The 24,907-nt window shown below is 65.4% G+C and carries 18 protein-coding genes; 3 read left to right on the forward strand and 15 right to left on the reverse strand.

Annotated features, from left to right (window positions below):
• Positions 1–12: 12 nt before the first annotated feature.
• Positions 13–12,777, reverse strand: coding sequence for a DUF6531 domain-containing protein (locus BUA36_RS31200; RefSeq protein WP_072784918.1), 12,765 nt, complete (start codon positions 12,775–12,777; stop codon positions 13–15).
• A 187-nt stretch (positions 12,778–12,964) separates the two neighbouring features.
• Between BUA36_RS31200 and BUA36_RS12430 the strand changes: the two genes are divergently transcribed.
• Positions 12,965–13,978, forward strand: coding sequence for a hypothetical protein (locus BUA36_RS12430; protein WP_072784920.1), 1,014 nt, complete (start codon positions 12,965–12,967; stop codon positions 13,976–13,978).
• Here BUA36_RS12430 and BUA36_RS12435 read toward each other — a convergent pair.
• From BUA36_RS12435 to BUA36_RS30720, 9 genes are read right to left on the reverse strand one after another with little or no spacing between them, the layout of a single operon-like run.
• Positions 13,965–14,615 (reverse strand): cupin domain-containing protein, encoded by a 651-nt coding sequence (locus tag BUA36_RS12435; protein WP_072784922.1) that lies wholly within the window; start codon positions 14,613–14,615, stop codon positions 13,965–13,967. The genes BUA36_RS12430 and BUA36_RS12435 overlap by 14 nt on opposite strands.
• Positions 14,612–15,715, reverse strand: a complete 1,104-nt coding sequence (locus BUA36_RS12440; protein ID WP_072784924.1) for a hypothetical protein — start codon at positions 15,713–15,715, stop codon at positions 14,612–14,614. The genes BUA36_RS12435 and BUA36_RS12440 overlap by 4 nt, the downstream gene beginning before the upstream one ends.
• Before the next feature lie 7 nt (positions 15,716–15,722).
• Entirely contained in the window at positions 15,723–16,355 is a 633-nt protein-coding gene (locus tag BUA36_RS12445; RefSeq protein ID WP_072784926.1) for a hypothetical protein, read from the reverse strand.
• Entirely contained in the window at positions 16,352–16,780 is a 429-nt protein-coding gene (locus BUA36_RS12450; RefSeq protein ID WP_072784929.1) for a GNAT family N-acetyltransferase, read from the reverse strand. Before BUA36_RS12450 ends, BUA36_RS12445 begins: the two co-directional genes overlap by 4 nt.
• Positions 16,781–16,796: 16 nt before the next feature.
• Positions 16,797–17,606 (reverse strand): fatty acid desaturase, encoded by an 810-nt coding sequence (locus tag BUA36_RS12455; protein ID WP_072784930.1) that lies wholly within the window; start codon positions 17,604–17,606, stop codon positions 16,797–16,799.
• Between the two features lies 1 nt (position 17,607).
• Positions 17,608–18,189: a hypothetical protein gene (locus BUA36_RS12460; protein ID WP_072784931.1), complete on the reverse strand. Its 582-nt coding sequence runs from the start codon at positions 18,187–18,189 to the stop codon at positions 17,608–17,610.
• Positions 18,186–19,109 (reverse strand): hypothetical protein, encoded by a 924-nt coding sequence (locus BUA36_RS12465; RefSeq protein WP_072784932.1) that lies wholly within the window; start codon positions 19,107–19,109, stop codon positions 18,186–18,188. Before BUA36_RS12465 ends, BUA36_RS12460 begins: the two co-directional genes overlap by 4 nt.
• Positions 19,106–19,846 (reverse strand): hypothetical protein, encoded by a 741-nt coding sequence (locus BUA36_RS12470; RefSeq protein WP_072784933.1) that lies wholly within the window; start codon positions 19,844–19,846, stop codon positions 19,106–19,108. Before BUA36_RS12470 ends, BUA36_RS12465 begins: the two co-directional genes overlap by 4 nt.
• A 20-nt stretch (positions 19,847–19,866) precedes the next feature.
• The gene (locus BUA36_RS30720) at positions 19,867–20,043 is read right to left on the reverse strand and encodes a hypothetical protein (RefSeq protein WP_208861886.1); all 177 of its coding nucleotides are present in this window, start codon (positions 20,041–20,043) and stop codon (positions 19,867–19,869) included.
• Positions 20,044–20,311: 268 nt separating this feature from the next.
• Between BUA36_RS30720 and BUA36_RS12475 the strand changes: the two genes are divergently transcribed.
• Both BUA36_RS12475 and BUA36_RS12480 read left to right on the forward strand, forming a co-directional pair.
• Positions 20,312–20,887: a tetratricopeptide repeat protein gene (locus BUA36_RS12475; protein WP_072784934.1), complete on the forward strand. Its 576-nt coding sequence runs from the start codon at positions 20,312–20,314 to the stop codon at positions 20,885–20,887.
• 16 nt (positions 20,888–20,903) lie between these two features.
• Positions 20,904–21,302 (forward strand): hypothetical protein, encoded by a 399-nt coding sequence (locus BUA36_RS12480; RefSeq protein ID WP_072784935.1) that lies wholly within the window; start codon positions 20,904–20,906, stop codon positions 21,300–21,302.
• 12 nt (positions 21,303–21,314) lie between these two features.
• Here BUA36_RS12480 and BUA36_RS12485 read toward each other — a convergent pair whose 3' ends face one another.
• Genes BUA36_RS12485 through BUA36_RS12505 form a run of 5 tightly spaced genes read right to left on the reverse strand, consistent with a single transcriptional unit; the run spans position 21,315 to position 24,884 of the window.
• On the reverse strand, positions 21,315–22,469 hold the full coding sequence (locus tag BUA36_RS12485; protein ID WP_072784936.1) for a tetratricopeptide repeat protein: 1,155 nt from the start codon (positions 22,467–22,469) through the stop codon (positions 21,315–21,317).
• Positions 22,470–22,501: 32 nt separating this feature from the next.
• A complete protein-coding gene (locus BUA36_RS12490; RefSeq protein WP_084560127.1) occupies positions 22,502–23,275 on the reverse strand; it encodes a sigma-70 family RNA polymerase sigma factor in 774 nt (257 codons plus the stop codon).
• Positions 23,276–23,284: 9 nt separating this feature from the next.
• The gene (gene fliP / locus BUA36_RS12495; RefSeq protein WP_229255692.1) at positions 23,285–24,043 is read right to left on the reverse strand and encodes a flagellar type III secretion system pore protein FliP; all 759 of its coding nucleotides are present in this window, start codon (positions 24,041–24,043) and stop codon (positions 23,285–23,287) included.
• Positions 24,040–24,534 (reverse strand): flagellar biosynthetic protein FliO, encoded by a 495-nt coding sequence (locus BUA36_RS12500; RefSeq protein WP_139260517.1) that lies wholly within the window; start codon positions 24,532–24,534, stop codon positions 24,040–24,042. Before BUA36_RS12500 ends, fliP begins: the two co-directional genes overlap by 4 nt.
• Entirely contained in the window at positions 24,531–24,884 is a 354-nt protein-coding gene (locus BUA36_RS12505; protein ID WP_072784938.1) for a FliM/FliN family flagellar motor switch protein, read from the reverse strand. The genes BUA36_RS12500 and BUA36_RS12505 overlap by 4 nt, the downstream gene beginning before the upstream one ends.
• Positions 24,885–24,907: the final 23 nt, after the last annotated feature.

Raw genomic sequence — 24,907 nt, forward strand, 5'->3', positions numbered from 1 at the left:
CTCTCTCTACCTTTAAGGCATCTTGGGTAATGGGCCTGGCCGGATAATGATCGGCTGCGGCGGCACCACGGTGCCTTTTGGCAAGCCAATATCATCGCCGCGCCGGCCGGTAATCACGCCGCCATTACGGGCAAACGCTGCATAGTGTACTTCCTGATTGTCGGTCAGCGGCGACCGCTCCGACAGCTTGTAGTCGATAAAATCGTAGGTGCCATTTGCCCTCAGCCCCACCTGGTCCAGCCTGACGCTGCCAGGCAGCAGATTACCATTGTTGTCGTAGGCGCGCATATACAATTGCGTCGCCACGCGGCCACCGTAATCGACGTAGCTGTCCAGCGTTCCCTGCACTTTTTCGAAGCGGGTTCCCATCCGCATCCGGTCGGTGCGGGCCACATCCAGGTAATCCCTGCTGATCTGTTCCTCCATCTCGACCGGCGTCTGCGGCGACCTGGCGGCGCCGGTGTAGTCCAGCCTGGCGCCGGCAGTGGTGCCCGCCGCCATCGACAGGCCATCGACCGCCGTCCCGGCCTGTATCAGCAAGGCGCGCTTCTCCGGGTCCAGGTTGGTGTTTTGCGCAACCATCACGGCCAGCGCACCTGCCGGGCCGCCGGCGGCCGCATCCAGCGCCTGCAGCAACGGCGAGTATTTCTGCGGATTCACGGCAACATCGACGTTGTAGAAGAGCACCTTGTTCAACGCTTCGTGTTCGGCGCGCTCGCGGTCGGTGAGCACGCGGCTCGGATCGTCCATGGCGCCGGTGAACAGGTTCAACGCCCGGTCAAGCAGGGACTCCGGATCATATTTGCTGGCGAGGTAAGAATTACGGGCGCCGATGTTTTCGTACTCCTGACGCTGTAACAGTGTGTTGCCCGTATCCGCCGTGATGAAGGTCGCGTTGCCATTGGCGTCGGTAAGGTTGTAGCCGTTGGCATACACCGTGTAACTACCGCCGTTCGGCATGTCGCCGCTGGTAATGCCGGGACCGCTGTTGGGGCCGCTATACATGACGGAGTCGTGCACCGGATCGTACTTCTTGCCGATCACTTCCACCGGCGGCAAGCTTGTCGGCGCCTGGCCCGCAGCCGTATTGTCGCCGTCCAGCGCCATGCCGCCGCTGTTGTCCAGACCGTCCGGCTGCACCAGGAAGCGCGTACCGGCCGGCAGGTTCAAGCCTGCCGCATGCAAGTCCGCAGCGCTGTTGGTCAGCAACACGCCGCCTGGCAAAGCATCGGGCAGGCCTGGGCCATTGTCCACGCCGCTGCTGCCGTTAACCCCGCCGCCAACGCCGTCGGGCACATCACCGCCGCCACCGTCGCCGCCCGCGCCATGATAGGGATCGTCCTCGTAAGGATCGGTCTCTTGCGGCGCCTGGTTGCCGATCACCGGATCGGGCATACCGTTGCCGCCCGGGTCAGGCAAGCCCGGCCCGTTGCCAGTGGAGGTATTGCCGGCGCTGCCGCTGTTGAGGATGCTGTCCGCCACCGAGCTGCCCAGTGCATTGCCAAAGGCGTCGGTGAGGATGGCGCCGATATTCACCTGGCCGCCGGTCACGATGGCCGAGGTGACGCCCGAGGCCAGGCCTGCGGCGGTGTTGGTGATGACCTTGCCGACCTCGCCCAGGTCGCTGCCGCTGAGCGCATCGCCGACGGCATTGCCGACTACCGAGCCGGCGGCCGACCCCAGGCCCGCTGCCGCCACGCTGCTCCAACTGAAGTGGTCCTGCAAGCCGGTCGCCACTTCCACGCCCTGGGTGACGACGTTGCTGAGCACGGAGCGCCCCGCCGTCTCCAGCGTGCCGGGGCCAGCCAGGCTGCCCAGCAGGCTGTCCGAGCCCGCGCCCGCCACGGCCGCACTGACGCCGGCGCCAACGCCGCCGCTGACCGCGCCCAGCGCCACGCCCTTCCAGTTGATGCTGTCCTGTTCGCCGATGGCCACGCCTACCACTTGCGAGGTCAGGCTGGCCGCCGCACCGGTCACCGCGCCGGCGGCCACCGTGGCGCCCAGGCCGGCGCCCATCAGGCCTTCCATGGCGCCCAGCACCACCGGTCCGGCCACCACCGCCACGGCCACCGCCACCACCGCCACCAGCACCTTGCCGAGGCCGCCGCAACCGCCGCCGCCATGGCCCGGCTGGCCCGGGATGAGGTTCCAGAAATCGGATTCCGAAATGCCGCTGGCACTGCCGTCCGTCGAGTGGTAGACGGTGGTGCTGGCAATGCTGACTTCGCCGACCGCATTGGTGGTGCTGACCGAGGACGAGGTCGGAATCTTGATCGTGCCCAGCTGCGCCAGGTCGCCATTCGAGGCAATGCCGTTGGCGTCGGCGATCAGGTACCACAGGTCGGCATTGCCATACGCGGCCTGGGCCAGGCTTTGCAGGGTATCGCCAGGTTTGACCGACACAATCGCATTGCCCGATTCATCGAAGTAGTTGACGCGCGGGCCGGAGGCGTTGTTGCTGGCCGCGGCCGCCAGCAGGCGTTCGCGCGCCACCTGCGGCGCCATGGCGGCGTTGGTGGCCACCGGCGCGCCGTGCAGTGCACCGCTCTTGCCGCCGGCGCCGGCCGCCAGTCCCATGATCTGCTGCGGCGTGGCGCTGGAGGTGCCGGCCCAGGTATCGATCAGGTGGCCGTCGCTGAGCAGGTGGTTCAGCGTCTTGCCGCTTTCCAGGCTTTGCAGGACATTGCCGTCGGCGTCATTGACGAAGCCGCGCACCGTGGCGCTGCCCGTGGCCGGCGTGACCGTGGTGGCGGTCAGGAAGCCGTTCTTGTCGTAGCTGTAGCTGGTGCTGGTGGTGGTCTTGGTGCCGTTGGCGGCAGTACGCACATTGGTGATGACCTGGCGCTTGTAGCCATCCAGCGCCTGCAGGGTGATCGTAATGTCCGAACGCACGCCGCTGGCATCGACCGTGCTGTAGGCCAGCGGATTGCCGGCCTGGTCGTAGCTGCTGTAGGTGGTGTCGTAGCGCAGCGTGCCATTGAGTTCGGTGACATGCTCGGCCAGCAGACGGCCGTTGGCGTCGTAGCGCTTCTGCGAGGTGGTGTAGTCGGCCGCCAGGTCGGCATTGGCTGTCAGCGCCAGCGCCGTGCGGTAGGCGGCCGGCATCAGCGGCCCGGCGCCGCTTTGCACCAAATGGCCGTCGCCGTCGTAATAGCGCTGGTCCACCACGGTGGCCTGCGCGGCCGGCAGGGCGTTGCCGGCGCCGTCATACGAGGCCACTGCGGTGGAGACCAGGCGGTTGGCCGCATCGTACTGGTAGAAGTGCGTGATGAGGCCGGTGCGCCGCACATAGGTGGTGGCGCCGTTGACGATCTGCGCCACCAGTGCCACGCCCCAGCTGGTGTCGCTGATGCGGTTGCCGTTCTTGTCGTAGCTTTCGCCGTGGCCCTGGGTGGCATTCAGATTGCCCTGGTTGGCGGCGTTGCCATCGGCGGCGCCCTCGATCAGCAACTGGCGCTGCATGCTGTCATACGCGTACCACAGGTTGTCGGTGTGCGCCGTAGCGGCGGAAATTTCCTGCGTCACGGTGTGGGTCACGCCATCGATCACCATGCTCTGGCTGGCGACGCTGGCGCCATGCGCGGTCTGCACGCTCTGCTTGTGCAGCAGGTTGCCCAGCTTGTCATAGTCCATCAGCACGCTGAGGCCGTCGTTGGGCGTATCGACGCGCGCCAGCAGGCCCTGGGCGTTGTACGCCATCCAGCTGTCCTGGTAGCGCTTGTCCTTCTGGATGGTCTGCTCGCGCGTCTTCTGGCCAGCCAGGTTGTAGCTGGTCAGCACGTATTTGTTGAGCGTGGCGTCGTACACCTCGGTCTGCTGTCCGGCGCCGTCGTAGCGGTAGCTCAGGCTCTCGCCGCGCGTGCTGGTCAGCGTGGTCAGCTGGCGTGCTGCATCGTACACATAGGCGTAGCTAGCGCCGCCGATATCGGTGCGCGCCGTCAGCAGGCCGAAGCTGTCGTAGGTCCAGGTGCTGAGCTTGCCGTTGGCGTCGCGGTTGCCGATCAGGCGGCCGCTGAGGTCATAGGCGCGCTGCTGGGTCTGCCCCATCGGCAGGTGCAGCATGACCACATTGCCGCGCAAATCGTAGTCGTAGCTGGTCTTCTCGCCGTTGGGCGAGGTCTGCCACAGCAGGCGGCCGGCCTGGTCGTAGCTGGACGTCGTCACCAGCTGCTGCTGTTCGCCGCTCAGCACATTGCCGTTGACGCTGTACTTGCCCACCGCCGCCGTGCGCGTCTGCAGCACGCGGCCCAGGTGGTCCAGCGTGTAGGTGGTCAGGTTGCCGTTGGCGTCGCGCAGGCCGGTCTGCTGGCCGTAGCTGTCGTAGTAATGGCTGACCAAGCCGCCATCGGCATGGCCTTCCTGCACCAGGTTGCCGGCGCGGTCGTAAGTGCGCGTGCTGACATTGCCGTTGGCGTCGCGCTGGGCGATCTGGCGGCCCAGGCGGTCGAAATAGGTTTGCGTCACCGGGCTATTGCCGCTCTGCGCGCCGTTGCCGTCCGGCTCCTTCTGCACGATGATCTGGTTGTCGGCGTTGTACTGGAATACCGTGACGCTGCCGGCCGCAAACAGATTGCTGCGCGTGAGCACATTGTTCCAGCGGTCGAAGGTCTGACTGATGGCCGGCTTGCTGCCGCCGCGATCAGGCATGGTCAAGGTCAGCACCCGGCCCAGCAGGTCAACCTGGCTGGTGGTGCGGCGCAGGCCGGCCAGCTGCTCGGCCTGCTGGCTGCCGGCCACCGAGCTGAGCAGCGGCGCATCCGTACGCAAGCCATTCACCAGCCCTGCGCTGCTGAGCATGACGGTCTGCTGGCCCTGCAGGTTATAGATAAACACCTTGTCAACGCCGTCACCGCTGTTGGTGCGCCACAGGTGGCCGGCATTATCGTAGTCGTAATAGGTCTGGCGGCCGCCGTTGGTGCCCTGGCGCGTCATTTCGCCAAACGCGTTGTACTCGACCTGTTCCTGCACCAGTCCGGCCGTGGCCTGGCTCACCACATTGATGGCGCCGCCGCTGAGCTGGGTAGTGCTGGCCGGCGTGCCGGTCAGGGTACGCCGGCCCAGCGCATCGTACTGGTAGACGGTAAACAGCGTACGGGCGTTGTTGGCGTTGTCGGTCACTAGCTGCCACTGCTTGCGCACATGGCCGTTGCCATCGTACGAGGCAAAGTGGTTGACGCCGTTGGCGTCGCTGTTCTGCACCACATTGCCATGGCTGTCGTATCGGGCCAGGGTCTTGCGGTCGTCGGCGCTGGCGGCGCCAGCCGTGTAGGCCGTGGTGCTGGCGCTGGCGGCGCCGTTGGCGTAGTCGATCTTGACCGTGACATTGCCCAGCGCATCGCGCAGGAATTCGGTCAGCGGCGTGACAGCGGCGCCGCTCAGCGAGCTGCTGCGCACCGGCAGCGCCACCGCGCGCACCCGGCCCAGCACGTCGTAATAGGTGTAGGTGGTGGAGCCCAGCGCATCGGTCACCCAGGTGCGGTTGCCCACCGCATCATAGCCGTAGGTGGTGGTGACATTGCCGCGCGAGCGCGTGCCGCTGGCGACGTCGGTAGTGCCATCGCTGAACTGGACGTTGACGCGCGTCTGCGACACCATCCGGTTCATGCGGTCATAGGCATAGGTCACCGTGCGGTCATCGGCGCTGGTGGCCGGCAAGGCGGCGTTGGCCGGGGTCCAGCCGGTGCGCGCGGTCGCATACTCGGTCACGCGCACCAGGTTGCCGGCGGCATCATAGGCGCGGCCGGTGGCATAGCCCAGTGCGTTGACGGTCTGCGTCAGCTGGCCATCGCGGTCGTAGTAATTGGTGGCTGTAAGCGCCCAGGTATTGCTGCTGGCATCGGCCAGCACCGAGGTCTGCACCAGCTGGCCCAGCGCGTTGTAGGTATTGCGCGTGACCTTGGCGGCCTGCACGCCCTGCACGCCGTTGCTGGTCCAGCTGGACGGTTCGGTCACGGTCAGCACGCGGCCCAGCTGGTCGTAGGTATTGACCAGGCTGCGGTCGGCCGTGTGCGGCAGCGCGGCCAGCGCGCTGGCCACTTTTTCCGCCGGCCGCGCGGCGCCCGTGGACAGCGCCAGCGCCGGCGCCTGGGCGTAGCGGGTCAGCGTGGCGACGTCGCCAAAGCTGTTGCGCTGGTAGCCCGTGACAAAGCCCAGCGCGTCGATGTCGTACACCACCTGGCCCAGGCGGTCATAGGACTTGTAGCTGTAATTGCCGCTGACGTCGCGGTTGGCATAGGCATTGCCCAGCGTGTCGTAGAAGGTCTGGGTCTGCAGCGCCACCGTGGTTTCGCTGCGCGTGGCCGGACCAGTGGCGCCGTTGGTGAGCGGATTATCCGCCGCGTTATAGATGGCCACCGGTGGGAAGATGGTCATGGTCTGCCGGCCCAGCGCATCGTAGACATACACGGTGGTGCGCTGCTCGGGCTGACCAGCCGCTTCCGTACGAGTGCGGACATTGCCCAGCGCGTCATACGTCATGGCCGTCGTGATGTAGACGTTGGCGGTGGCCGCTCCGGCCACCAGATTGCCGTTGGCGTCGGTGCCGACGCGGCTGACACTGACCGGCGGCGCAACTTCGGTCAGCAGGTTGCCGGCCGCATCGTAGCTGTAGGTCCAGGTGGCACCTGCTTTGTTGGTCAGGCTGAGGCGGTTGCCCAGGCCATCGTAGGTATAGGTTTCGCTGCGGCCCAGCGCGTCGATGGTCGCCAGCTGCTCGCCCGCATTGTCGTAGCGGTACTGGGTGGTTTCATCGGCGGCGTCCGCCACCACGGCAGCGGCGATGGCAGCCACCGTATTGGCCGTTGTCGTTGCAATCGCCTTGGCATACACAGTGGCGGCGGTGACACGGCCCAGGCCGTCATAGGTATTGCGATGGACAAAGCCCAACGCATCCACCGTGTACACCAGCCGGCCCGCCGTATCATAGGCGCGCTGGGACAGCTGGTCGCGGCTGGCATCCGCTTTCAGCAGGGCGCGCACCGAGGTGGTGTTGAAACCGGCCGCCAGCGGCATCGCGATGGCGTTGGCATAGTTGACCCTGGCCGTCACATGGCCCAGGGCGTCATAGCGCATCTCGCTGACTCCGCCCAGGTTATCGATACTGAAGACCAGGCGGCCGGCCGCGTCGTAGGTCTGGAAGCTGGAACGGTCGTTGGCGGCATCGGCCACCACGGCGGCCGCCAACGACGCGACTGTTGGCGCCGCGCTGGTGGTGGTCGGCGCCGCAATCGCCTTGCTATAGGCGATGCGCTGGATCACGTTGCCGTTGGCGTCGTACACCGTACGCACCACGGCGCCCAGGGTATTGACCTGGTAGGCCAGGCGGCCGGCGTTATCGTAGGCAAACAGCGAGACGCGGTCATTGCCGCTGGCCACCACCGAGCCGGGCGCACCGCCGGCCGCCACTGCGGTGGCATAGCTGACCTGTTTGACCAGGCGGCCGTCCTTGTCATACAGATTCTGGGTCACCGCGCCCACGCCGTCCATGCTGTACGTGACCCGGTTGGCCGCATCGTACACCGCGCTCAGGTGGCGGTCGGTGGAGGCGTTGGCAACGGTCGCCACGGCAGCGCTGATGGCGGCGCTGGTCATCGCGGTGCTGATCGGGATGGCCTTGGCATAGGACACCTTGTCGATCACATTGCCGTTGTTGTCGTACTTGACGGCAGTGACCGCACCCACCCCGTCCAGGCTGAAGACGGCGCGGTTGAGGGCATCGTAGACGGTGCGCAGACGGCTGTCATGGGCCGCGTCCGCCACCACCGGCGGCGTGCTGCCCGGCGTCCAGCTGGTCAGGGTGATGCGTTTGGCGTAACGGATGGTGTCGATCACATTGCCATTGCTGTCATACGCATAGCTGGTCACATCACCCAGGCCGTTGACGGTGTAGCGCAGGCGGTCATTCTTGTCGTACACGCTGTACTGCACTGCGTCCTGGCCGGCGGTGACCGCCACGGCAGCGGCGATTTGCGCCACCGTCAATACATTGCCCAGGCCGGTCAGCGCCATCGGCGCCGCATAGGCGATGGTGGAAGTCAGCCGGCCTTTCGCGTCGTAGGCATTTTTCTGCACCGAACCGGTCGGGCTGACGGTGTACACCAGACGGTTGTCAGCGTCATAGGCATAGCGCGTGACGTTGCCGTTGGCATCCGTCACCGCCACGACATTGCTGTCCTTGTCGTAGGTATAGCGGCGCACCAGGTTCAGGCCGGCCGGATCAGTATGCTCCTCGGTGCGGCGGCCCAGCGCGTCGTACACATACTGCGTCACCGCACCACCGGGGCTGGTTACCGTAAGCTGCTTGCCACGGCCGTCATAGGTATAGCGCGTGATCGCATTGAGGCCGGTCGGATCAACGGCCACGCTGCTCAGCTGGCCTTTCAGGTCATATACGAACTGGGTTACCACACCAGCCGGGTCGGTCGTGGTGATCTGCTGGCCCTTGGCGTTGTAGCTGAAGCTGGTGACCAGGTTCAGGCCACCCGGATCGACCGTACGGCTCAGCAGGCGATTGGCCGCATCGTAGCTGTAATTGACGGCCTTGCCGTTGGCATCCACGGTCTGGATCAGCCGGTCGGCGCGGTCGTACACCGATTTGGTGGTGATCCCCAGCGGCGCGGTGGCGCTGAGCAAATTGCCATCCTTGTCGTAGGCATAGCTAGTGGTATTGCCGTTGCCATCCTTGACGGTCGCGGTCTGGCCCTGCAAGGTGCGGGTGGTGGTGTACTGGATGCCTTCCGGGGTGGTAACGGTGATACTTCGCGTGGCCTTGTTGTAGGCGTAGCTGGTCACATTGCCGAGTGCGTCGGTCTGGGTCAATACGCGGCCGAAGGCGTCGTAGGTACTGCGGCGCACCGCGCTGGTGGGGTCGGTGGCAGTAACGCTGCGGCCCAGGCGGTCATAGCTGAACTGGCTCACATTGCCATTGCCGTCGACGCTGCGCAGCAGCCGGCCAAACGCATCGTAGCTGGCGCTCTGGGTGACGTTGGCGCCGGACGCATCGGCCGTGGTGCTGATCTGCAGGCCGCGACGGTCAAAGTTGGCGCTCTGCATCAGCGCCTGGGTGCCGTTCAGCGCGGTGACGGTGACCACGCGGTCGCCAAACGCGTCATAGGCATAGGCCGACAGGTTGCCAAGCGGATCGGTCATGCTGCTGACCTGGCCCTCGAGGTTGTAGGCGACCGTGGTCTTGCTGTCGATGGCGTTGTTGACGATGGCCGCCAGCGCCGAACTCAGCGCGCTGCTCACCAGGCCGCCCGTGAGCGCCGCGTTCGGCATGGTCAGGCGATTTCCGTACTGCACCGTTGCTACCAGCTGGTTGAAGGCGTCGTAGCGCCGTTCCTGCACCTCGCCCAGGGCGTTGATGGTGTGGGTCAGGTTGCCGCTCTGGTCATAGTAGAACAGGGTCTTGGCGCCGTTTGGATCGGTGCTGGAGATACGGCGTCCGGCGGCGTCATAGGCATAGGTGGTGCCGTACTGGGCCCAGATGGCATCGACCTGGGCTGGCGTCTGGCCCGGCGCCAGCAGCGCGCCGCCAATGCCCGACAGCGTGGCCGTCAGGCGTCCCAGGCTGTCGTAGCGCTGGGCGTTGATGCGCTGGTCGGCCGTGCCCTGGGCCGTGGTGACCGTAACCAGGTTGCCGGCCACGTCATACACATACTGGCTGATCGCGCCCTCGGCGTTGACGCTGCCGATCATGCGGTTCAGGGCGTCGAAGGTGTTGGTGACCGTCTGGTCTTCGCTGTTGGCGGCCGGACGCAGCGACGCCAGGGTGGTGGTGGGCGTGACCGCCACGGTGACCTTGTTGCCATAGCGCTTGACACCGGTGCGGTTGCCATTGGCGTCGTAGCTCACCTCGGTCAGATAGCCCTCGGCATCCACCATGGCCGTCTGCCGGCCTTCGGCGTCATACAGCACGTAGCTGTGCTGGTCGGCGCTGTTGACGGCCGGGATCAGCGCGCTGGCGGCGGTGCCAGGCGTCACAGCCGTCGTCGCAGGCACGGCTGTGGCGTAACGCACCGTCTCGATCTGGCGGCCGGCGCTGTCGTATTTGTACTGGGTGACATAGCGTTCACCATCGACACTGAGCACCAGGCGATTGTCGAGATCGTAGTAGTTGTAGGTGGCGCGGTCTGCAGTGCTGGCCGCGACCGTCACCGATTCCGGCAGCGACGTGACGCTGAGGCCGGTCAGGCTGACAGCAGTGGCGCGCGCGATCACCGCCACCAGGTTGCCGGCGCCATCGTACTGGCGCTCCACCACGTGGCCCATCGCATCCACCGTCTTGGCCAGACGGCCGGCCTTGTCGTACAGATCGAAGCTGAGGTGGTCAGCCGCCACGATCGGCCACAGGCTGCTCTTGTCGCTCCAGACGGGCTTGGGCGCGGCCGTGACCAGCACCCAGTCGGCCGAGCTGGCCGTATTGGGCAACGCGCCCTGGGTGACCCGCAGCGCCTTGTAGACGGCGCCGTTGAACAGCACGGTGTCGTTGAGCGCATAGGTGACGGTCGGCGCCCAGCTACGCGTGGCGCCGCTCAGCGCCACCTCGCTCCAGGCGCTGTTGACGCCGTCCGGCTCGAGATTGGTATTGGCGGTCTTGGCCTGGTACACCTTGCCGCCGTAGACCACCTGCGCACCCACCGCGTACGCAGTGGCGCTGCTCCACTTAAGCACGGCGCTCGGCGGCACCGTCGGCGTGACGGTGGCGGCGGTGCTGGTCGAACCAAGCAGGGTGGCCATCTGGGCCGCGGTCAGCGGCACGCTGTGGTGCACCGTCTCGACCCGCTGGCCCAGGCTGTTGTACAGGTATTGGGTGACATCGCCGCGGCCATCGACCTGGGCCGTCACGCGGCCGGCCGCATCGTACACATAGAACTGCTTGTTACCGGTCGGATCGATCGACAGGATCATGCGCCCCAGGCCGTCGTAGCGATACTCGGTGCGCGCCGCGCCACCGGCGATATTCGCCAGCAGCTGGCCGGCGCTGTCAAACAGCGTGGTGTCCACACGGCCGTTGGCCAGCCGGTGGATCAGGATGTGGTCGGCATCGTCATACTGGTTGACCGTGACATGGCCCAGCGCGTCGGTGCTGCTCAGCACACGGCCCAGGCCATCATAGCCATAGCTGGTCTGCTTCTTGTTGGCGTCGATGGTCGACAGCAAATGGCCACTGACATCGTAGACATAGCTGACCACCGACTCGGTACCGTTCTTGAGCCCGGTGCCATCGGTGTTCATCAGCGCATAGCTGGTGCTGCTGCTGACCTGGCCACGGGCGTTAAACACATAGTCGCTGCGCGTGGTCAGCCCCTGGTTCTGCGCCGTCGCCCAGGTGGTCATAGCGACCAGCGCCGGCGCCTGGCTGGCGGTGAGGCCGGTCAGCGGATAGGCTGCGGCCGGATACGCGATGGTTGCAATGCGCTGGCCGTAAGCGTCGTAGCGGTACTCGGTGACGCGGCCTTCCGGCGTAATCACAAAGCGCGGATTGTTTTGCGCGTCATACACAAAGCGCGTAGTGGCCGGTGCGCTGGCGCCCGTGGTGCCGGCCGCCGGGGCGCGGTACACGGTGCTGGTCAGCAGCTTGTTGGCGGCGCTGTAGGTGTTTTCCAGCCGGTTGCCCAGGTTATCGGTCTGGGTCAGCAGATTGCCCTTGGCGTCATAAGTCCAGGCGGTGTAGTTGTTCTGGGCGTCGGTCGAGCGGATCAGATTGCCGGCCGCGTCGTACTGGTAGGTCAGGTGCGCCGCCTGGCCGCCGACTGTGGGGCCCGTGATACTGGTGAAGCGCCCCGCCGCGTCATACTGGTAGACCGTGGCGTTGCCGAGCGGATCGGTGACCGTGGTCTTGCCGTTGGTGGCGTCGTAGGCAAACTGCGTCACGCGGCCCAGGCTGTCGGTAACGCTGGCCACGCGGTTGATACCGTTGACCGTAACATAGGTCATGCTGAGCTGGCTGCCGTCGGTCTGGGTCACGCTGGCAATCAGGTTGCTGGTGCCGACGTAGGTATAACTCGTGACATACACGGCGCCATCGCCGATCGAATTGTCGGACGGGCTCAGATCCACCTTCACCTGCGACAGCCGGTTCTGCGCATCGTAACGGTAATAAGTGTTGCTGACATAAGTGCCGTCGGCCTGCTTGATGCGCTCCTGGGTCAGGTTGGTGCCGCTGTAGATCAGCTCGATGGACTCGCCATTGGCGTCCTTGATATTGGTGAGCAGGTTGCCGGTAAAGGTATAGGTGGTGGTATTGCCGGCCGCATCGGACTGCGACAGCAGACGCCAGCCGGCGCCGCCGGCGCCATACACTTCCTTGCTCTGGGTCGCGGCATTGGTCCAGGTCCACTGCTGGCTGGTGGCGTTGTAGCTCAGCGTGTCGAAACGGCCCGATCCGGTAGCAGCCTGGTAGTTGCCGGTCGTGGCGTTATAGGTGTAGGTCAGCACCGAACCATCGCTGTCGACGCGCTGCACCGTGCTGCCTGCGGTATTGACGGTGCCGGTCAGGCTGGCCAGGCGGCGGTAGCCATTGATCCACCAGCCGTCGGCGTTGTCGTCGGTGAGCTTGCCCTGGCTGTTGTAGGTGCGCAGCAGCGACAGGTCGATACCGCGGCCGAAGGCAGTGGCATCGGTGTGCTGCAACACCAGGTTGCCGTTGGCAACGTTGACATAGGCTTGTTCACCGCCTGCACCCACGCTGGCCTGTCCCAGCGTGCCGCGCGCGCCAAACGGCGTCATGCCGGCCTGATTCAAACCCGTGTTGTTACCGCTGACGATGTTCACCATGTGCACTGCCCCTTGAGGTCATTGATCGCGATTGACGCTGCCTGGCATACAGGCATACTTTCGCAACTTGTCCTGCGCTTGCAGAGAATGTTTAGTGGCGATGCAAAAATAAAAATGTGCCAACAAGCAGCGCAAAACCGCGCGGCGCTGCTAATATCAGCGGCATCTCAACCGACCGCGCTGCGCCATGCAAGCCACGCCTTCCAAGAACAATCTGTTGCAGCACTTCCTGTGGCTGCGCGCTGCGCTGGCCGAGGCCGGCTGTGAAGCCATCCTCGACTTCACCAGCTTCAATACGCTGGTGCGCCGCGGCGCCGAGCAGTGGCTGCTGTATCCCAAGTTCCTGGCCGTCACGCGCGGCGAGCAGCGCTACGCTGCCGCACCGGGACCGGACGTCACCACGTTTGCCGGCTGGCTGCCCTACCAGCGCAAGCACTGGCCGCTGGCGGCTGACAAGCTGGCGTTCAAGGAGTACGCACGCCAGGCCCAGCTGCCCGTGCCCGAGCACAGCACCGATCCGCAGGCGCGCATCAACCGCGTACTGGTCAAGCACGCCCACACCTCGTTTGGCGACGGCATCGCCGGGCCGTTCCTGAGTTCGACCGAGCATGCGCTGCAGCCGGAACGCGGCGAATTCTTTGAACGCTTTGTGGAAGGCAAAATCCTCAAGGTGTGGTACTGGGAAGGCCAGCCGCTGTGCATGGAAATGGACGAACCGCCCAGCGTGCGCGGTGACGGCAGCTCCACCATCGGTCAGCTGATCCTGAAGCGCGCCAGTCTGCACAAGGCTTACTTGCCCGAGGAAAGCCAGGCGCTGCTGGCGCGCAGCGTGCCGCTGCTGCAGTATTGCAAGACCAGCCTGGACACGGTACTGCCGCGCGGACAGCGCCAGATCGTCGAGTTCCGCTACGGCAGCCAGCTGCTGCATCCACGCGCGCGCAGCGTGGTGGACCTGCGCACACCGCCCGACGCCGCGCCCTACCCGACGCTGATGCCCTTGCTGCGCAGCGCCGGCCTGCGGCTGCAGGCCGCGATTCCCGCCGCGCAGCAGCGCCACACGCTGTTCACGGTGGACGCCGTGCTGGACCGCCTGAACCAGCCGTGGCTGCTGGAAATGAACAGCAACCCGGCCGTGCATCCACTGGTCTACCCGGCCATCGTCGCCAGCGTGATGGGTGCGCCCGGCGTCAGCGCGCCGTAATCAGCGTGCGGTTTTTCATCGGATGGTGGTCGTCAGTCGGACCGAAGTCGCCATCCGGATGGAAGGCCACGATGTGCATGTCCTCGCTCTCCGTGCAGAAGCGGTGCCGCTCGCGTTCATCCAGCACGAACACGGCGCCCGGACGCAGCGGCAGCTCGACGCCGCCCGCCAGGCTGGCACGGCCGGCGCCGCTGACCACGATGCCGGCGCGGATGCTGGGATGGATGTGAAAGCTCTGCTCGATGCCAGGCGGGAAATGCAGATGGTTGAGACTGGAATCGCCAAGACGTGGCGGGCTCACCAGCAGCGTATCCGAACAGCCGTCGATATACACCAGGCGGCCGGACGACTCCAGCGGACCGCCCACCATATTCAATCCCTTGAAACCCTTGCGTATCACGGCCACGCCGTCGGCATGGGAAAATTCAGCGCAGGCGCCCGGCCCCACGCGGGTCAGGCAGAAATACTGGCCGGCGCGCACCGTCAGGCTTTCCAGCGACAGCGTGCCGGACCGCAGATAGCCGTAGGCGCTGCTGTCGTCGTCCAGCGCCAGCACGCCGCTGCCATGCAGCGCATGCACTTCGCACGGATACATCGAATGCGGTTTGTAACTGCTGCCAGCTTCCACAATCTTCATGAGGCGTCCTTGAAGGAATTATCAGGTTGGTACAGGTCGGGACCGCGCAGGCTGTCCAGATAGGCGAACTCGCTGCTCAGGCCCACCGCCGTGTCTTTTTGCAGGAACAGGCGCGACAGGCTGCCGATCTTGATCTTGTCGCGCCGGTAGTCGGCGTCCTTGTTGAACTCGTAGATAAGGTCCTTGGCGGTGAACTTGTACGAAGCCCAGCTGTCCTGGATCTTGAGTTCGGGATGCGTCATCGACCATTTCTGGAAATACGCCGGGCTGTAGAAATGGTGGTAGTAGCGGTTGCAGAACTGCTGGTCGATACGGCTGCGCTGCGCCTTGTCGACGCGCAGCAGGATGCGGAAATACACCGACTGCCATTTGAAGATGAAGTTCAGCCACCAGAAGAATTCAAACACGCTGTGCACCGGCGCCCCGGTATCGCGGATGTGCTGGTCGAGCAGCGAGAACCAGTGGTGGGCGGCCGCTTCCGGCAAGCCCTTGCTGACAAAGAAATTCACCAGGAAATCGCGCCGGTACGGCTGGTGCACCACGCTGAACGGCTGCTGCTGCACGATCTTGCCGATGATGTCGGACCCGAACAGCTGGTCGTTGTGCTCGCCACCCACCATGATGTGGCGCCCATCGAGCACGCTGGTGAAGTCCTCGCTGGCGCGGATGGTGCAATGCCTGCGCACGAAGTCGTAATAAAAGCGCGGGTTTTCCACGATGCTGTCGTTGGACATGTAGACGTGCACGCGCTCGCGCAGCTCGGCCGGACTCAGCACCTTGGCAAAGCTGATCAGCACCAGTGTGGAATCGATGCCGCCCGAATACAGCACGGCCAGCGGCACGCCAAGGTCTTCCTGCAGCGCCAGCAGTTCACGCGCGCGGCGGTCGCAGCAGGCCTCGTAGCTCAGGCTGTCCGCCTCGGCAATGCGGGCGAACTCGAACGGCGGATAGATGCGGAAGCGGAATGGCACCTGGATCACGTTGCTGCGATCGACCAGGCTGACATTGAGCGCGATCAGGTTGTAGATCGAGGCCCAGTCGCGCACCTCGGGCGCCTCGTAGTCCAGCAGCGAACCGGCATTGGCGATGTACAGCTCCATGTCCACCTCAGATGTAAGCGTTGTTGTACAGGATGTCGAAGCCCTGCTTCATGAGCAGTTCCTGTTCGTCGCGGTCGCGCGCCATGGCCATGCCCTGGGCGATTTTTTCATACTGCGCCCAGTTGCGCGCCGCCACCATGCCCAGGCTGCGCACCTTGCCGTGCAGCTCCTGCAGCGCGTTCTCCACGCTGATGTCGTGGATGCTGGCGTATTCCTGCACATAGGTGCTGGCCGCGCCGGCCGTCAGTTCGCTGCGCACAAACGCCTGCACGCCGTCCGACATATAGCCGTTGAAACGCACCAGCGCGCCCTGGCAGTAAATCTCCCATGGATGCAGGTAGGAAATGCGCTGACGCATCAGGCGGCGGCGTTCATGGATCTGCGGCGTCACCAGCGCCGCCGGCGCCGGCGTCATGGTCCAGCCACGGCTCATGGTGTACAGCTGCTGCTCGGCGTTGAAGTCATACCCATCCCAGCGCTCGCGCAGGTGGTAGACCTGCAATGGCAGGTGGCTGAGCTGGGTATTGAGCAGGCCCAGCATCAGCATCTGGCCGCAGGCCACGGTGGGCACGGTGCCCAGCACGATGCTGGTTTCCACGTCCAGCAGCAACAGCAGGGGGCGGGTCTGGTTCAGTATCATGACGGATCATCCAGGGTGTAGCGGTAGCGCACCATCACCGGCTGGCGCTCAAGGCGGCCGGCAATCGCGTGCATGGCGTGGTTATCGGTGGCAATGCCGGCATACAGGTTGACGGCGCCGGCCTTGCGCGCCGCCTGACTGACTTCGTGAAACAGTTCGCGGTAGGCGCCGCGCTGGCGATGCGCCGCCTCGACCGCCGAGAATTGCAACCACATGGCGCGCTTGTTGGGATCGTAGGAATACACCACGGCCGCAATCACCTGCTGGGCGCCATCCAGGCCGTAGCACACCTGCGACTGGTTGGCGAACGGCAGCTCCGGCTCGACATGGCCGAGCGCCAGCAGCGCCGCGTACTCGCGGATTACAAACGCAAACGCCTTGCTGTGGCACAGGGTTTTCTCGCTGCGAATAGCGCTCAGGTACATGGCGGTCCCGGCAGCGCTACTGGGCGGCCGCCGCCGGCGCACGCCGGGCGATGAGCGGAATGATGAGGCGGCAGGGATCAAACTCGTACCAGCGCTCGCTGCCGAAGTCCCAGTCGGCCGGCCGCTTGTGGTGGTTGTTGTGCCAACCCTGGCCCCAGGCGAACAGGCCCAGCACGATGTTGTTCATCGAGTTGTCGCGCGTGTCGTGGTTGCGGTAGCCTAGCACATTGCGCGTGTGGCAGAACAGATCGACCAGGTTTTCCTGGTGCACCGCCATGGTCATCGGCAGTGCAAAGAAGTACAGCGCGATGCGCCAGTCGATCACGGCGGCAATCACTATCGGTATCCACAGCAGGCGCACATAGTGCTTGTGCACCCACAGATGGGCCGGGTCGCGCATCAGGTCCACCGCATACTTCATGCTGACCGTATCGGGCTTGAGCTTGAACATCCAGCCCATATAGGCATTGAACTTGCCGTGGATGGGCGAGTGGATGTCGCGCTCGGTGTCGGCATGCGGATGGTGGTAGCCACGGTGCAGCGCGCACCAGAAGATGGACGAGCCCTGGGCGCCAAACGCGCCGCACACCAGCAGGAACAGCTCGACCGGGCGGGCCACCTTGAAGCCACGGTGCGAGAACAGGCGGTGGTAGCCGACCGCAATGCCAAAGCCGCTGAACAGGGTCCAGCCCAGCAGCGTCAGCCACAACACCTGCCAGCCGGCACGCGGCAACAGCAGCAGGGCCGCCAGGCCCAGCGCGTGCACCGGCAGGAACACTTTCTTGATATGCACCGGCCAGTTCAGGATAGCTCTCCACCACGCCATGCTAATTCTCCTCGTTGATTTTGATATGGGTACGCACCAGCATGTCGATGGCCTGCACGGCAAAGCCGAACAGTTCGCCAAAATGCTCGGAATCGGGCGCCACCGAATGGGCCGGCACCAGCTGGCACTCGGCCACGCGATAGCCGCGGTAGGCCGGGCAATGCTGGCGCCACAGGCGGTCATACACGCGCTGGTACTTGGCGGGAATGCAGCCCAGCCAGGACGGCATGCCTTCCGCTTCGTTGAGACGCAGCACATGGTCGACAATGTCGAACACGCCATTCAGGGCGCGGCCGTTGTCCAGCAGCGAATCCGAGCACAGCCACTGCAGCAGCCAGCGCCCGCGCAGCGGTTCCTGCTTGAACGCGATCACCGCATACAGGCTGCCGTCCTCGCCCAGCGCGCCATAGCAGTGGTAGCCATGGTTGTCGGGATCGAGGTAGGTGCGCTCGTAGCGGTTGTCGGCCAGCACGCGCGAGGGATCGACGATTTCCTCGACGTCCTGCCCCACCGATCGGGCGGCGATCAGGCGCATGCGCTTGATGGCGAAATCGTGCTCCAGGCCCAGCTTGGCGATCTTCATGCCGGCCTCCAGCGCGCATTGTCCACCTGGCTCCAGTATTCAATGTCGCTTGACTGATTCATGCACAGCATCGAGGCCGGGTCCTGGCGCCACGCGTGGTTGTGCAGGCTGAGCATGCTGCCGCTGGCTTCAAAGCCGGTGAACTTGATGCGCGGCTGCAGGCCCAGGTGCTTGCGGTAGAGCGAATGCTTGAGGATGCTGCTGCCCCAGATGCGGGCTGCATACAGGCCGCTGGCCAGCGCTTCCAGCAGCGGATCGCACAGCACGCTGTGCACCAGTTCGGTGGACCACTGGTAAAACGAGGGCACGCCGTTGATGTTGGCGGCGGCCATGAATTTGTTGTAGCAGTAGTGGCGTTCGCTCTCGCTGTACAGCCACTCGCTGCGGCCATTTTCGCGCAGAACGCGGTGGATGGAAGCTTCGCCGGGACCGATGAAGAAACCCTGGCTGCGGTATTCCAGCATCACGCTGAGCACCGGCATATACGCCAGCTCCCAGGCCTGGCACATGCGCGCCAGCTCCAGCGCCATGCCGGACGCATAAAACTTGTCGAGGTCGATATGTTCGACGATGGGTTCGTAGCCATGGCGGCGGCACCACGCAAACGCATAGTCCACATCGTGGCGGTTGAGTTCATGTTCATACACCACCACCAGCGGCGTGAACTCCACCTTGGCGCGGCGGAACGCTTCGCAAATACCTTCGCTGTCGGCGCCGCCGCTGTAGGGAATGATGATGCGTCCCGGCCGCGAGGCGCGGATCTCCTGCGCTGCCAGAATCGCTTCGCTACGGAACGGCCGCACCGGGCGCCGCACCGGTTTGGCCAAGTGGTAGTAGCGCTGATCGGTGCTGGTACGGCGCCCCCAGGGCTGGCCGTCGTAACCCAGTTCAAAAGAGCCGTCGGTAAACTGAAACGTCATGCGGGTTTCACCTTCCAGTGTTTCTTGCTCAGACGCGCCATATTCCACTCCACCACATGGTTGATCGCCAGGTGCAGGCCAGCCTGCACCCGCAGGTGATACAGCTCGGATAGCAGAATGGCATCGGCCGTGTCCTGCACGCTGTCCGGTACCGCTACCGACAGGTCGGCATCGAATGGCCGGCTGATGGCGGCCTGCAACTCGCTGTAGCGCAGCGCGCGCGTCAGCACCGGACCGATCGACTGCTTCATGCCGCCCGTCTTGATGAGCACAATCGGCACGCCCTGCTGTTCCAGCGCGGGATCGATCTCGCAGCGCAGCAGGTCGTGCGTCACATACACCAGCAGCTGGCCATCCGCATCTACGACCGTGCATTCGGGGTAGCGCGCAGCAAAGCGGGCACGGTATGGCGCCGCCTGCGGGCCGATGAATTGCACGCTCAGCTCCAGCTGGGCCTTGATGAAGCCGGGGTGGTAATGTTTGGCCAGCCAGTACGACACCACGGCCGGCGGCAGCTGGTGACAATTGGCGTTAATCAGCAGACGCTGCTCGCCGAGCTGGCGCAGCCAGTCGCGCTGCTCCGGCGCGATATCGTCGATGGCCGTCGGCTGCTGCAGCTGCGACAGCAATGGCAGCGCCGCCAGCGGAAAGCGGAAATAGTCGATCTCGGACAGCAAATAGGCCGTGTCTTCGTCACGGCCCAGCTTGAGCGTTGGATTCAATAACAGTTTGATCACGGAGCGGCCACCGGTACGGCTTATTTGCCGCCGAACAGCAGCGGCGAAATCAGCGGCACCTGGCCACGGAACGGCGAACCGATCGGCAAGCCGCGCATTCTGCCCTGCCAGCCGGCGTCGCGCGGTGCACGCATCTCGTGCAGCAGCACCGATTGCAGCACGGCCGCCCCCACCTGCTGGTGCGCCGCGTGCGACATGTCCATCCTACCCAAAACCGAATTATCCACTTGATCTCCCCAATGTCGATGAGCTGCACGATCCCGGCCATTCCGACGCCTGTGACAACTTATCTACGCGCCACGGCGAAAATTTAGGGGCTGCAGAAAAAAATTTGCACGGCGCTCGACGCCCCCTGCGCGCCAGGGAAAATAGTGGTTTTCAATGCAAAAAATTTAATGCAACACGGGTGACTGCGGCTACAATGGACCACGCAATCCGTCCTCCACCTCTGGTCTGAAAGACGCCATGCAGCCACTGTCCACTGACGAAGATTACCTGCCCGCCCTGCTGCGGGACATTGCCCTCCTCGATAGCGAAGCCACGCTGGTGCAGCTGCACGCCGCTGCGCAGCAGCATGCCGGCGATGCCCGCCCGCTGCTGCTGCTCGCTGCGGAATACGCGCAGGCGCGCGCCTACGACCAGGCCGAGGGCGCCTACATCAGCGCATTGCGGCGCGATCCCGGCCTGGCGATCGCGCGCTTCCAGCTCGGCCTGCTGCAACTGAGCTCGGGCCGCCCGGCAGCGGCCAGCGCCACCTGGGCGCCGCTGGCCGCCCTGCCCGAAGACAACGCGCTGCGCCGTTTCAAGACGGGACTGGAAGCACTGGCCGAGGACCGCTTTGCCGACGCCGCGCAGTGGTTGCGTGCCGGCATGATGGTCAACCACAGCAACCCCATGCTCAACACCGACATGCAGCGCTTCCTCGATGCAATCGCGCGCATCGGCCAGACTGCGGCGGTCACGGCCGAAACAGCATCCGAAGCGGAAGAGGACGCCGACACCAGCCACTTCCTGGTCTCGGCCTACACCCGTCTCCAGTAACAACTGATAACAACTGATGAGCAGCATCGATTCCACCAGCCAGTTCCTGAGCAAGATGGCGGCCCAGGTTACGGCGCTGGCGCGTCAGGCGCCGCTCAAAAGCGGCAGCGACGCCAGCCAGGCCAAGGCGCGGCCGCCGGCGGCCGGCACCACCGCCGGCGCCGACCGCCAGGCGCTCATCGTGCAGCGTGTGCGCGCGATCGCCGACGATGATCCGCAACGCCGCCGCAAAGCCTTTCGTATTTTTCTTGAGTCCGTGCTGAGCAGCGAGCTAGGCGGCGATCTCATCAACGATCCGGCGTTCCACCGCCTGATCGACCAGGTCCAGCAAAGCATGGAAGCCAACCAGGAACTGCTGCCCGCCATCGACCGCGCGGGCGGCTTCCTGCTCGACAGCGCCCGCCGCCGCAAATAAGGCCGCGCGCCGTCAGGTCGGCAAACGCGACAGCACGGCATCGGCCAGCGGCGCACCCGTCAGCGTCTGCTGCTTGCCCAGCAGACGGCGCGCCAGCACGCGGAACGCCTTCGGATCGCGGCCCTCGCCGCTCAGCACCGCCTTGGCATACAACGCCGCCAGACTGCCTGCATCCAGCCGCAGCGCGCGTTCCAGGTGCTGGCTGGCCGGTTCGCGGTCGCCCAGCATGGCCAGGGTCAGCGCCAGCGCGCCGTGGCTCTCGCCAAAGTTGTGGTCCATCTCCAGCGCATGGCTGAAGGTGGCCTTGGCGCTCGCCGCATCGCCCAGCGACAGCTGGCACCAGCCCAGCGCATGCCAGCTGCCGATGTGGCTGGGCATGTACTGCACGGCCAGCTGCAACGCCGCCAGCGCCGGTTCCAGCTCGGCGTCGAACAGCCGCGTCATGCCCAGCGCCGACCAGGCGCGGCCATCCTGCGGATGCAGCTCCAGACAGGTTTCCAGATGGCGCCGCGCGGCAGCGCCGTCCTGGTCAGCCAGCGCCAGCGTACCCAGCGCCACCAGCGCCTCACGCTGGCGTGGCGCCAGCGCCAGCGCATGGTGGCCCCAGGTACGCGCCTCGGCCACGCGCTCGGCGTCCACCGCAATCAGCGCCGCCACACCATAGGCCTCGGCCGGCAGCGGCGTGGCGGCTGCGCTGGTGACGAACTGGTTCAGCAGCAAGTCCAGCTGCCCAAGCTGCTGCTGGCAGCGCAGCCACAAGGCCATGGCGCCTGGCACCTGGGCCAGGTGCTGTTCCACCAGCGGCTGCAACTGCGCCAGCGCCAGTTCAAATTCGCCCTGGCGGAACAGCGCCCGTCCCAGGTCGCAGCGGATATATGGATTGCCTTCCGCCTCCAGCGCCAGCGCCGCCAGCTGGCGCACCGCATCGCCGTAGTCGTGGCGCTGCATGGTCAGCGCCGCCTCGCGGTGGCGCCAGTTGATGTCCAGCGGATTGCGCGCCAGCTCATGCGTCACCTGGGCCTGGGCCAGTTCGGCCTGGCCCAGCTGCAGCGCCAGCTGGAAGATGTCGGCGCGCAGCGGTTCGTTGCCGGGATCGGCCAGCAGGAATTGCTGCAGGCGTTCCAGGCGCTGGGCGGCAGGGCTGGGCGGATTGGTGGCGGCGTGCATGGTGGCTCCTTATGGATGGCGGACAGGCGAGGTCATAGCGTGACATCGCAGGGTGAGGTTTGCAAGAGTAGCGTGCGCAAGCGCTTGAGCCCCTGCGCGTGCAGTTGCGAGACGCGCCCTTTGCTGAGCTGCAGGCGTTCGGCGACTTCTTCAAAGCTGATGTGCTGCAAATAGTGCATCTCGATCACCTCGCGTTCGCGCGCGGTGAGACGCTGGCACAGGTAGCGGATCTGCTGCTGGAACTGGCGCAGCTCCAGCCGCGTGTAGGTATTGTCGGCCACACTGGCTTCCGCCGACGCCAGCATGCCGCTGCCTTCCAGCACAAAGCCCAGCGCCAGGCCGACGCCGATCTCGGCCAGCTCGCGCAGCAGGCGCTCGGGGTCGGCCGGCAGCGGCGCCTCCTGCAGCGACTTGACGCGTTCATCGGCCATGCGGCGGCGCATGGCGATCTGCTGCTGGCGCTCGCTTAGCGTACTCAGCCCGCTGAGCATGGCGCCGTTGATGCGCGTGGTGGCAAAGGTCTTGAACAGGATGCCGCGCTCGGGGTCATAGCGGTCCAGCGCCTCCAACAGGCCCACCGTGGCAAACTGCATGTACTCGTCAAACTCGAATTCATCCATGCTGCGGCGCGCATACATTTGCGCCGCCAGCGCCCGCGCATAGGACAGGTAATGGCGGATCAGCGCTTCTCGCGCGGCCAGCTCGCCCTGGTTGCGCCAGCGCTGCCACAGGCCAGCCTCGTCATCGAGCTGCTGGTAGCGCGCCGGCGCTGCGGCACGGGGTGGCATGGCGTGTTCGTCGATCATGGCCGGGCGTCAGTGGAAAGAGCCGATCACGGCCTTGAGCACCAGGGTCCAGCCATCGATCAGGATGAACACCAGGATCTTGAGCGGCAGCGCAATGGTGGTGGGCGGCATCATCATCATGCCCAGCGCCATCAGGATGCTGGAGACGATCAGGTCGATGAGCAGGAACGGCAGGAAAATCACAAAGCCGATCTGGAACCCGGCGCGCAGCTCGGACAGCATATAGGCCGGAATCAGCTGCAGGTTGCTGACCTCGTCCATGGTGCGCGGCACCGGCGCCTTGGCCAGTTCGATCATGAGCGCGATGTCGGACTCGCGGGTCTGGCGCGCCATGAAATCGCGCAGCGGCGCACTGCCTTGGTCCAGCACCTGTTCCACCGTCGTGCGGCCGGTCATGAACGGCTGCAGGGCGTCGCGGTTGACCTTCTCCAGCACCGGCGACATGGTGAACAGCGTCAGGAACAGGGCCAGTCCGATCAGCACGGTGTTGGGCGGGGTTTCCGCCATGCCGATCGCATGGCGCAGCATGGACAGCACAATGATGATGCGCAAAAACGAGGTCAGGCACACCAGCAGTGCCGGCAGCACCGCCAGCAAGGTCAGGCCCAGCACAATGCGTATCGCCTGCGACGTGCCGCCCAGTGCCGACAGCGCCGCTGTGGCCGTCTCGGCGCCTTCGGCCGCCACTGCGGCAACGGGCAGCACCAGGCCGGCGGCCAGCACCATCACAGCGGCCATCGCGGCCGGCAGGGAAAAGGCTTTGCTCATGCGCGGTCCGTTTCCGTGCTGGCCGCCTGCTGGTCCAGCAAACTCACGCCTGCGGCGCTGTGCGCCAGCAGGTAGCGCCGCCCTTCCCACTGCACCACGTGCAGGCGCACGCCAGGACTGAGCTGGCGGCTGCCCAGGGTCTGGATGACCTCATCGGCCGCCGGCACATTAAGCCAGCCGCGCCAGCCTGGCGTGGCGGGTGCGGGTAGACGCATGCGCGTCTTGCGGGCACGCCAGGTCAGTGCCAGCGCGGCTGCCACGGCCAGCACCGCCAGTGCGCTGCCCGCCAGTCCGGGCGCCGTGCTGGCGGTATCGGGATCGCGGCGGAACGGCAGCGTGGCGGGCAGCGGCGCACGCGCGCTGTCACCGCTGCTCACCGGCGCAGCAGCAACGGCCGTGGCAGCCGGTGTCTCCGCCGGCGCAGCGAAGGCCATGCCGCCCCACAGTCCCCAGCACAGCAGCACGCCGGCCCGGCCTAACCCCGCCCTCATCCTTTGAGCGCGACCGGCAGTTCGCTGATGCGGATGGCAAAGTGGCCATCCACTGCCAACAGCTGGCCGCGCGCCACGACCGCGCCTTCCAGCAGCAGATCGACCGGTTGCTCCACCGGCTGGTTCAGGCGCAGCACCTGATGTTCTTTGGCGGCCAGCAGCTGGCCCACGGTCAGCACCACGTCGCCGACGCAGACTTGCAGCCGGGTCTTGACGTTGTTTAGCGGGTTGACCGCATTCACCAGCGGCGCCCCCTGGCCGGCGGTGTCTTCGTGCAGCTCGCTCAGTTCAATCACCTGGGCCGCATATGGGCGGGTGGTTTCCGCCTGGGGTTTGACGACAGTGTTCATGACAATACTCTTTGTGGAAAAAA

The organism is Duganella sacchari (genome assembly GCF_900143065.1).
Classification (GTDB): domain Bacteria; phylum Pseudomonadota; class Gammaproteobacteria; order Burkholderiales; family Burkholderiaceae_D; genus Rugamonas; species Rugamonas sacchari.

Bases quoted from the DNA above. Each gene is read 5' to 3' on its own strand.
- BUA36_RS31200 (WP_072784918.1), bottom strand. From the start codon at position 12,777: ATGGTGAACATCGTCAGCGGTAACAACACGGGTTTGAATCAGGCCGGC.
- BUA36_RS12430 (WP_072784920.1), top strand. From the start codon at position 12,965: ATGCAAGCCACGCCTTCCAAGAACAATCTGTTGCAGCACTTCCTGTGG.
- BUA36_RS12435 (WP_072784922.1), bottom strand. From the start codon at position 14,615: ATGAAGATTGTGGAAGCTGGCAGCAGTTACAAACCGCATTCGATGTAT.
- BUA36_RS12440 (WP_072784924.1), bottom strand. From the start codon at position 15,715: ATGGAGCTGTACATCGCCAATGCCGGTTCGCTGCTGGACTACGAGGCG.
- BUA36_RS12445 (WP_072784926.1), bottom strand. From the start codon at position 16,355: ATGATACTGAACCAGACCCGCCCCCTGCTGTTGCTGCTGGACGTGGAA.
- BUA36_RS12450 (WP_072784929.1), bottom strand. From the start codon at position 16,780: ATGTACCTGAGCGCTATTCGCAGCGAGAAAACCCTGTGCCACAGCAAG.
- BUA36_RS12455 (WP_072784930.1), bottom strand. From the start codon at position 17,606: ATGGCGTGGTGGAGAGCTATCCTGAACTGGCCGGTGCATATCAAGAAA.
- BUA36_RS12460 (WP_072784931.1), bottom strand. From the start codon at position 18,189: ATGAAGATCGCCAAGCTGGGCCTGGAGCACGATTTCGCCATCAAGCGC.
- BUA36_RS12465 (WP_072784932.1), bottom strand. From the start codon at position 19,109: ATGACGTTTCAGTTTACCGACGGCTCTTTTGAACTGGGTTACGACGGC.
- BUA36_RS30720 (WP_208861886.1), bottom strand. From the start codon at position 20,043: ATGTCGCACGCGGCGCACCAGCAGGTGGGGGCGGCCGTGCTGCAATCG.
- BUA36_RS12475 (WP_072784934.1), top strand. From the start codon at position 20,312: ATGCAGCCACTGTCCACTGACGAAGATTACCTGCCCGCCCTGCTGCGG.
- BUA36_RS12480 (WP_072784935.1), top strand. From the start codon at position 20,904: ATGAGCAGCATCGATTCCACCAGCCAGTTCCTGAGCAAGATGGCGGCC.
- BUA36_RS12485 (WP_072784936.1), bottom strand. From the start codon at position 22,469: ATGCACGCCGCCACCAATCCGCCCAGCCCTGCCGCCCAGCGCCTGGAA.
- BUA36_RS12490 (WP_084560127.1), bottom strand. From the start codon at position 23,275: ATGATCGACGAACACGCCATGCCACCCCGTGCCGCAGCGCCGGCGCGC.
- fliP (WP_229255692.1), bottom strand. From the start codon at position 24,043: ATGAGCAAAGCCTTTTCCCTGCCGGCCGCGATGGCCGCTGTGATGGTG.
- BUA36_RS12500 (WP_139260517.1), bottom strand. From the start codon at position 24,534: ATGAGGGCGGGGTTAGGCCGGGCCGGCGTGCTGCTGTGCTGGGGACTG.
- BUA36_RS12505 (WP_072784938.1), bottom strand. From the start codon at position 24,884: ATGAACACTGTCGTCAAACCCCAGGCGGAAACCACCCGCCCATATGCG.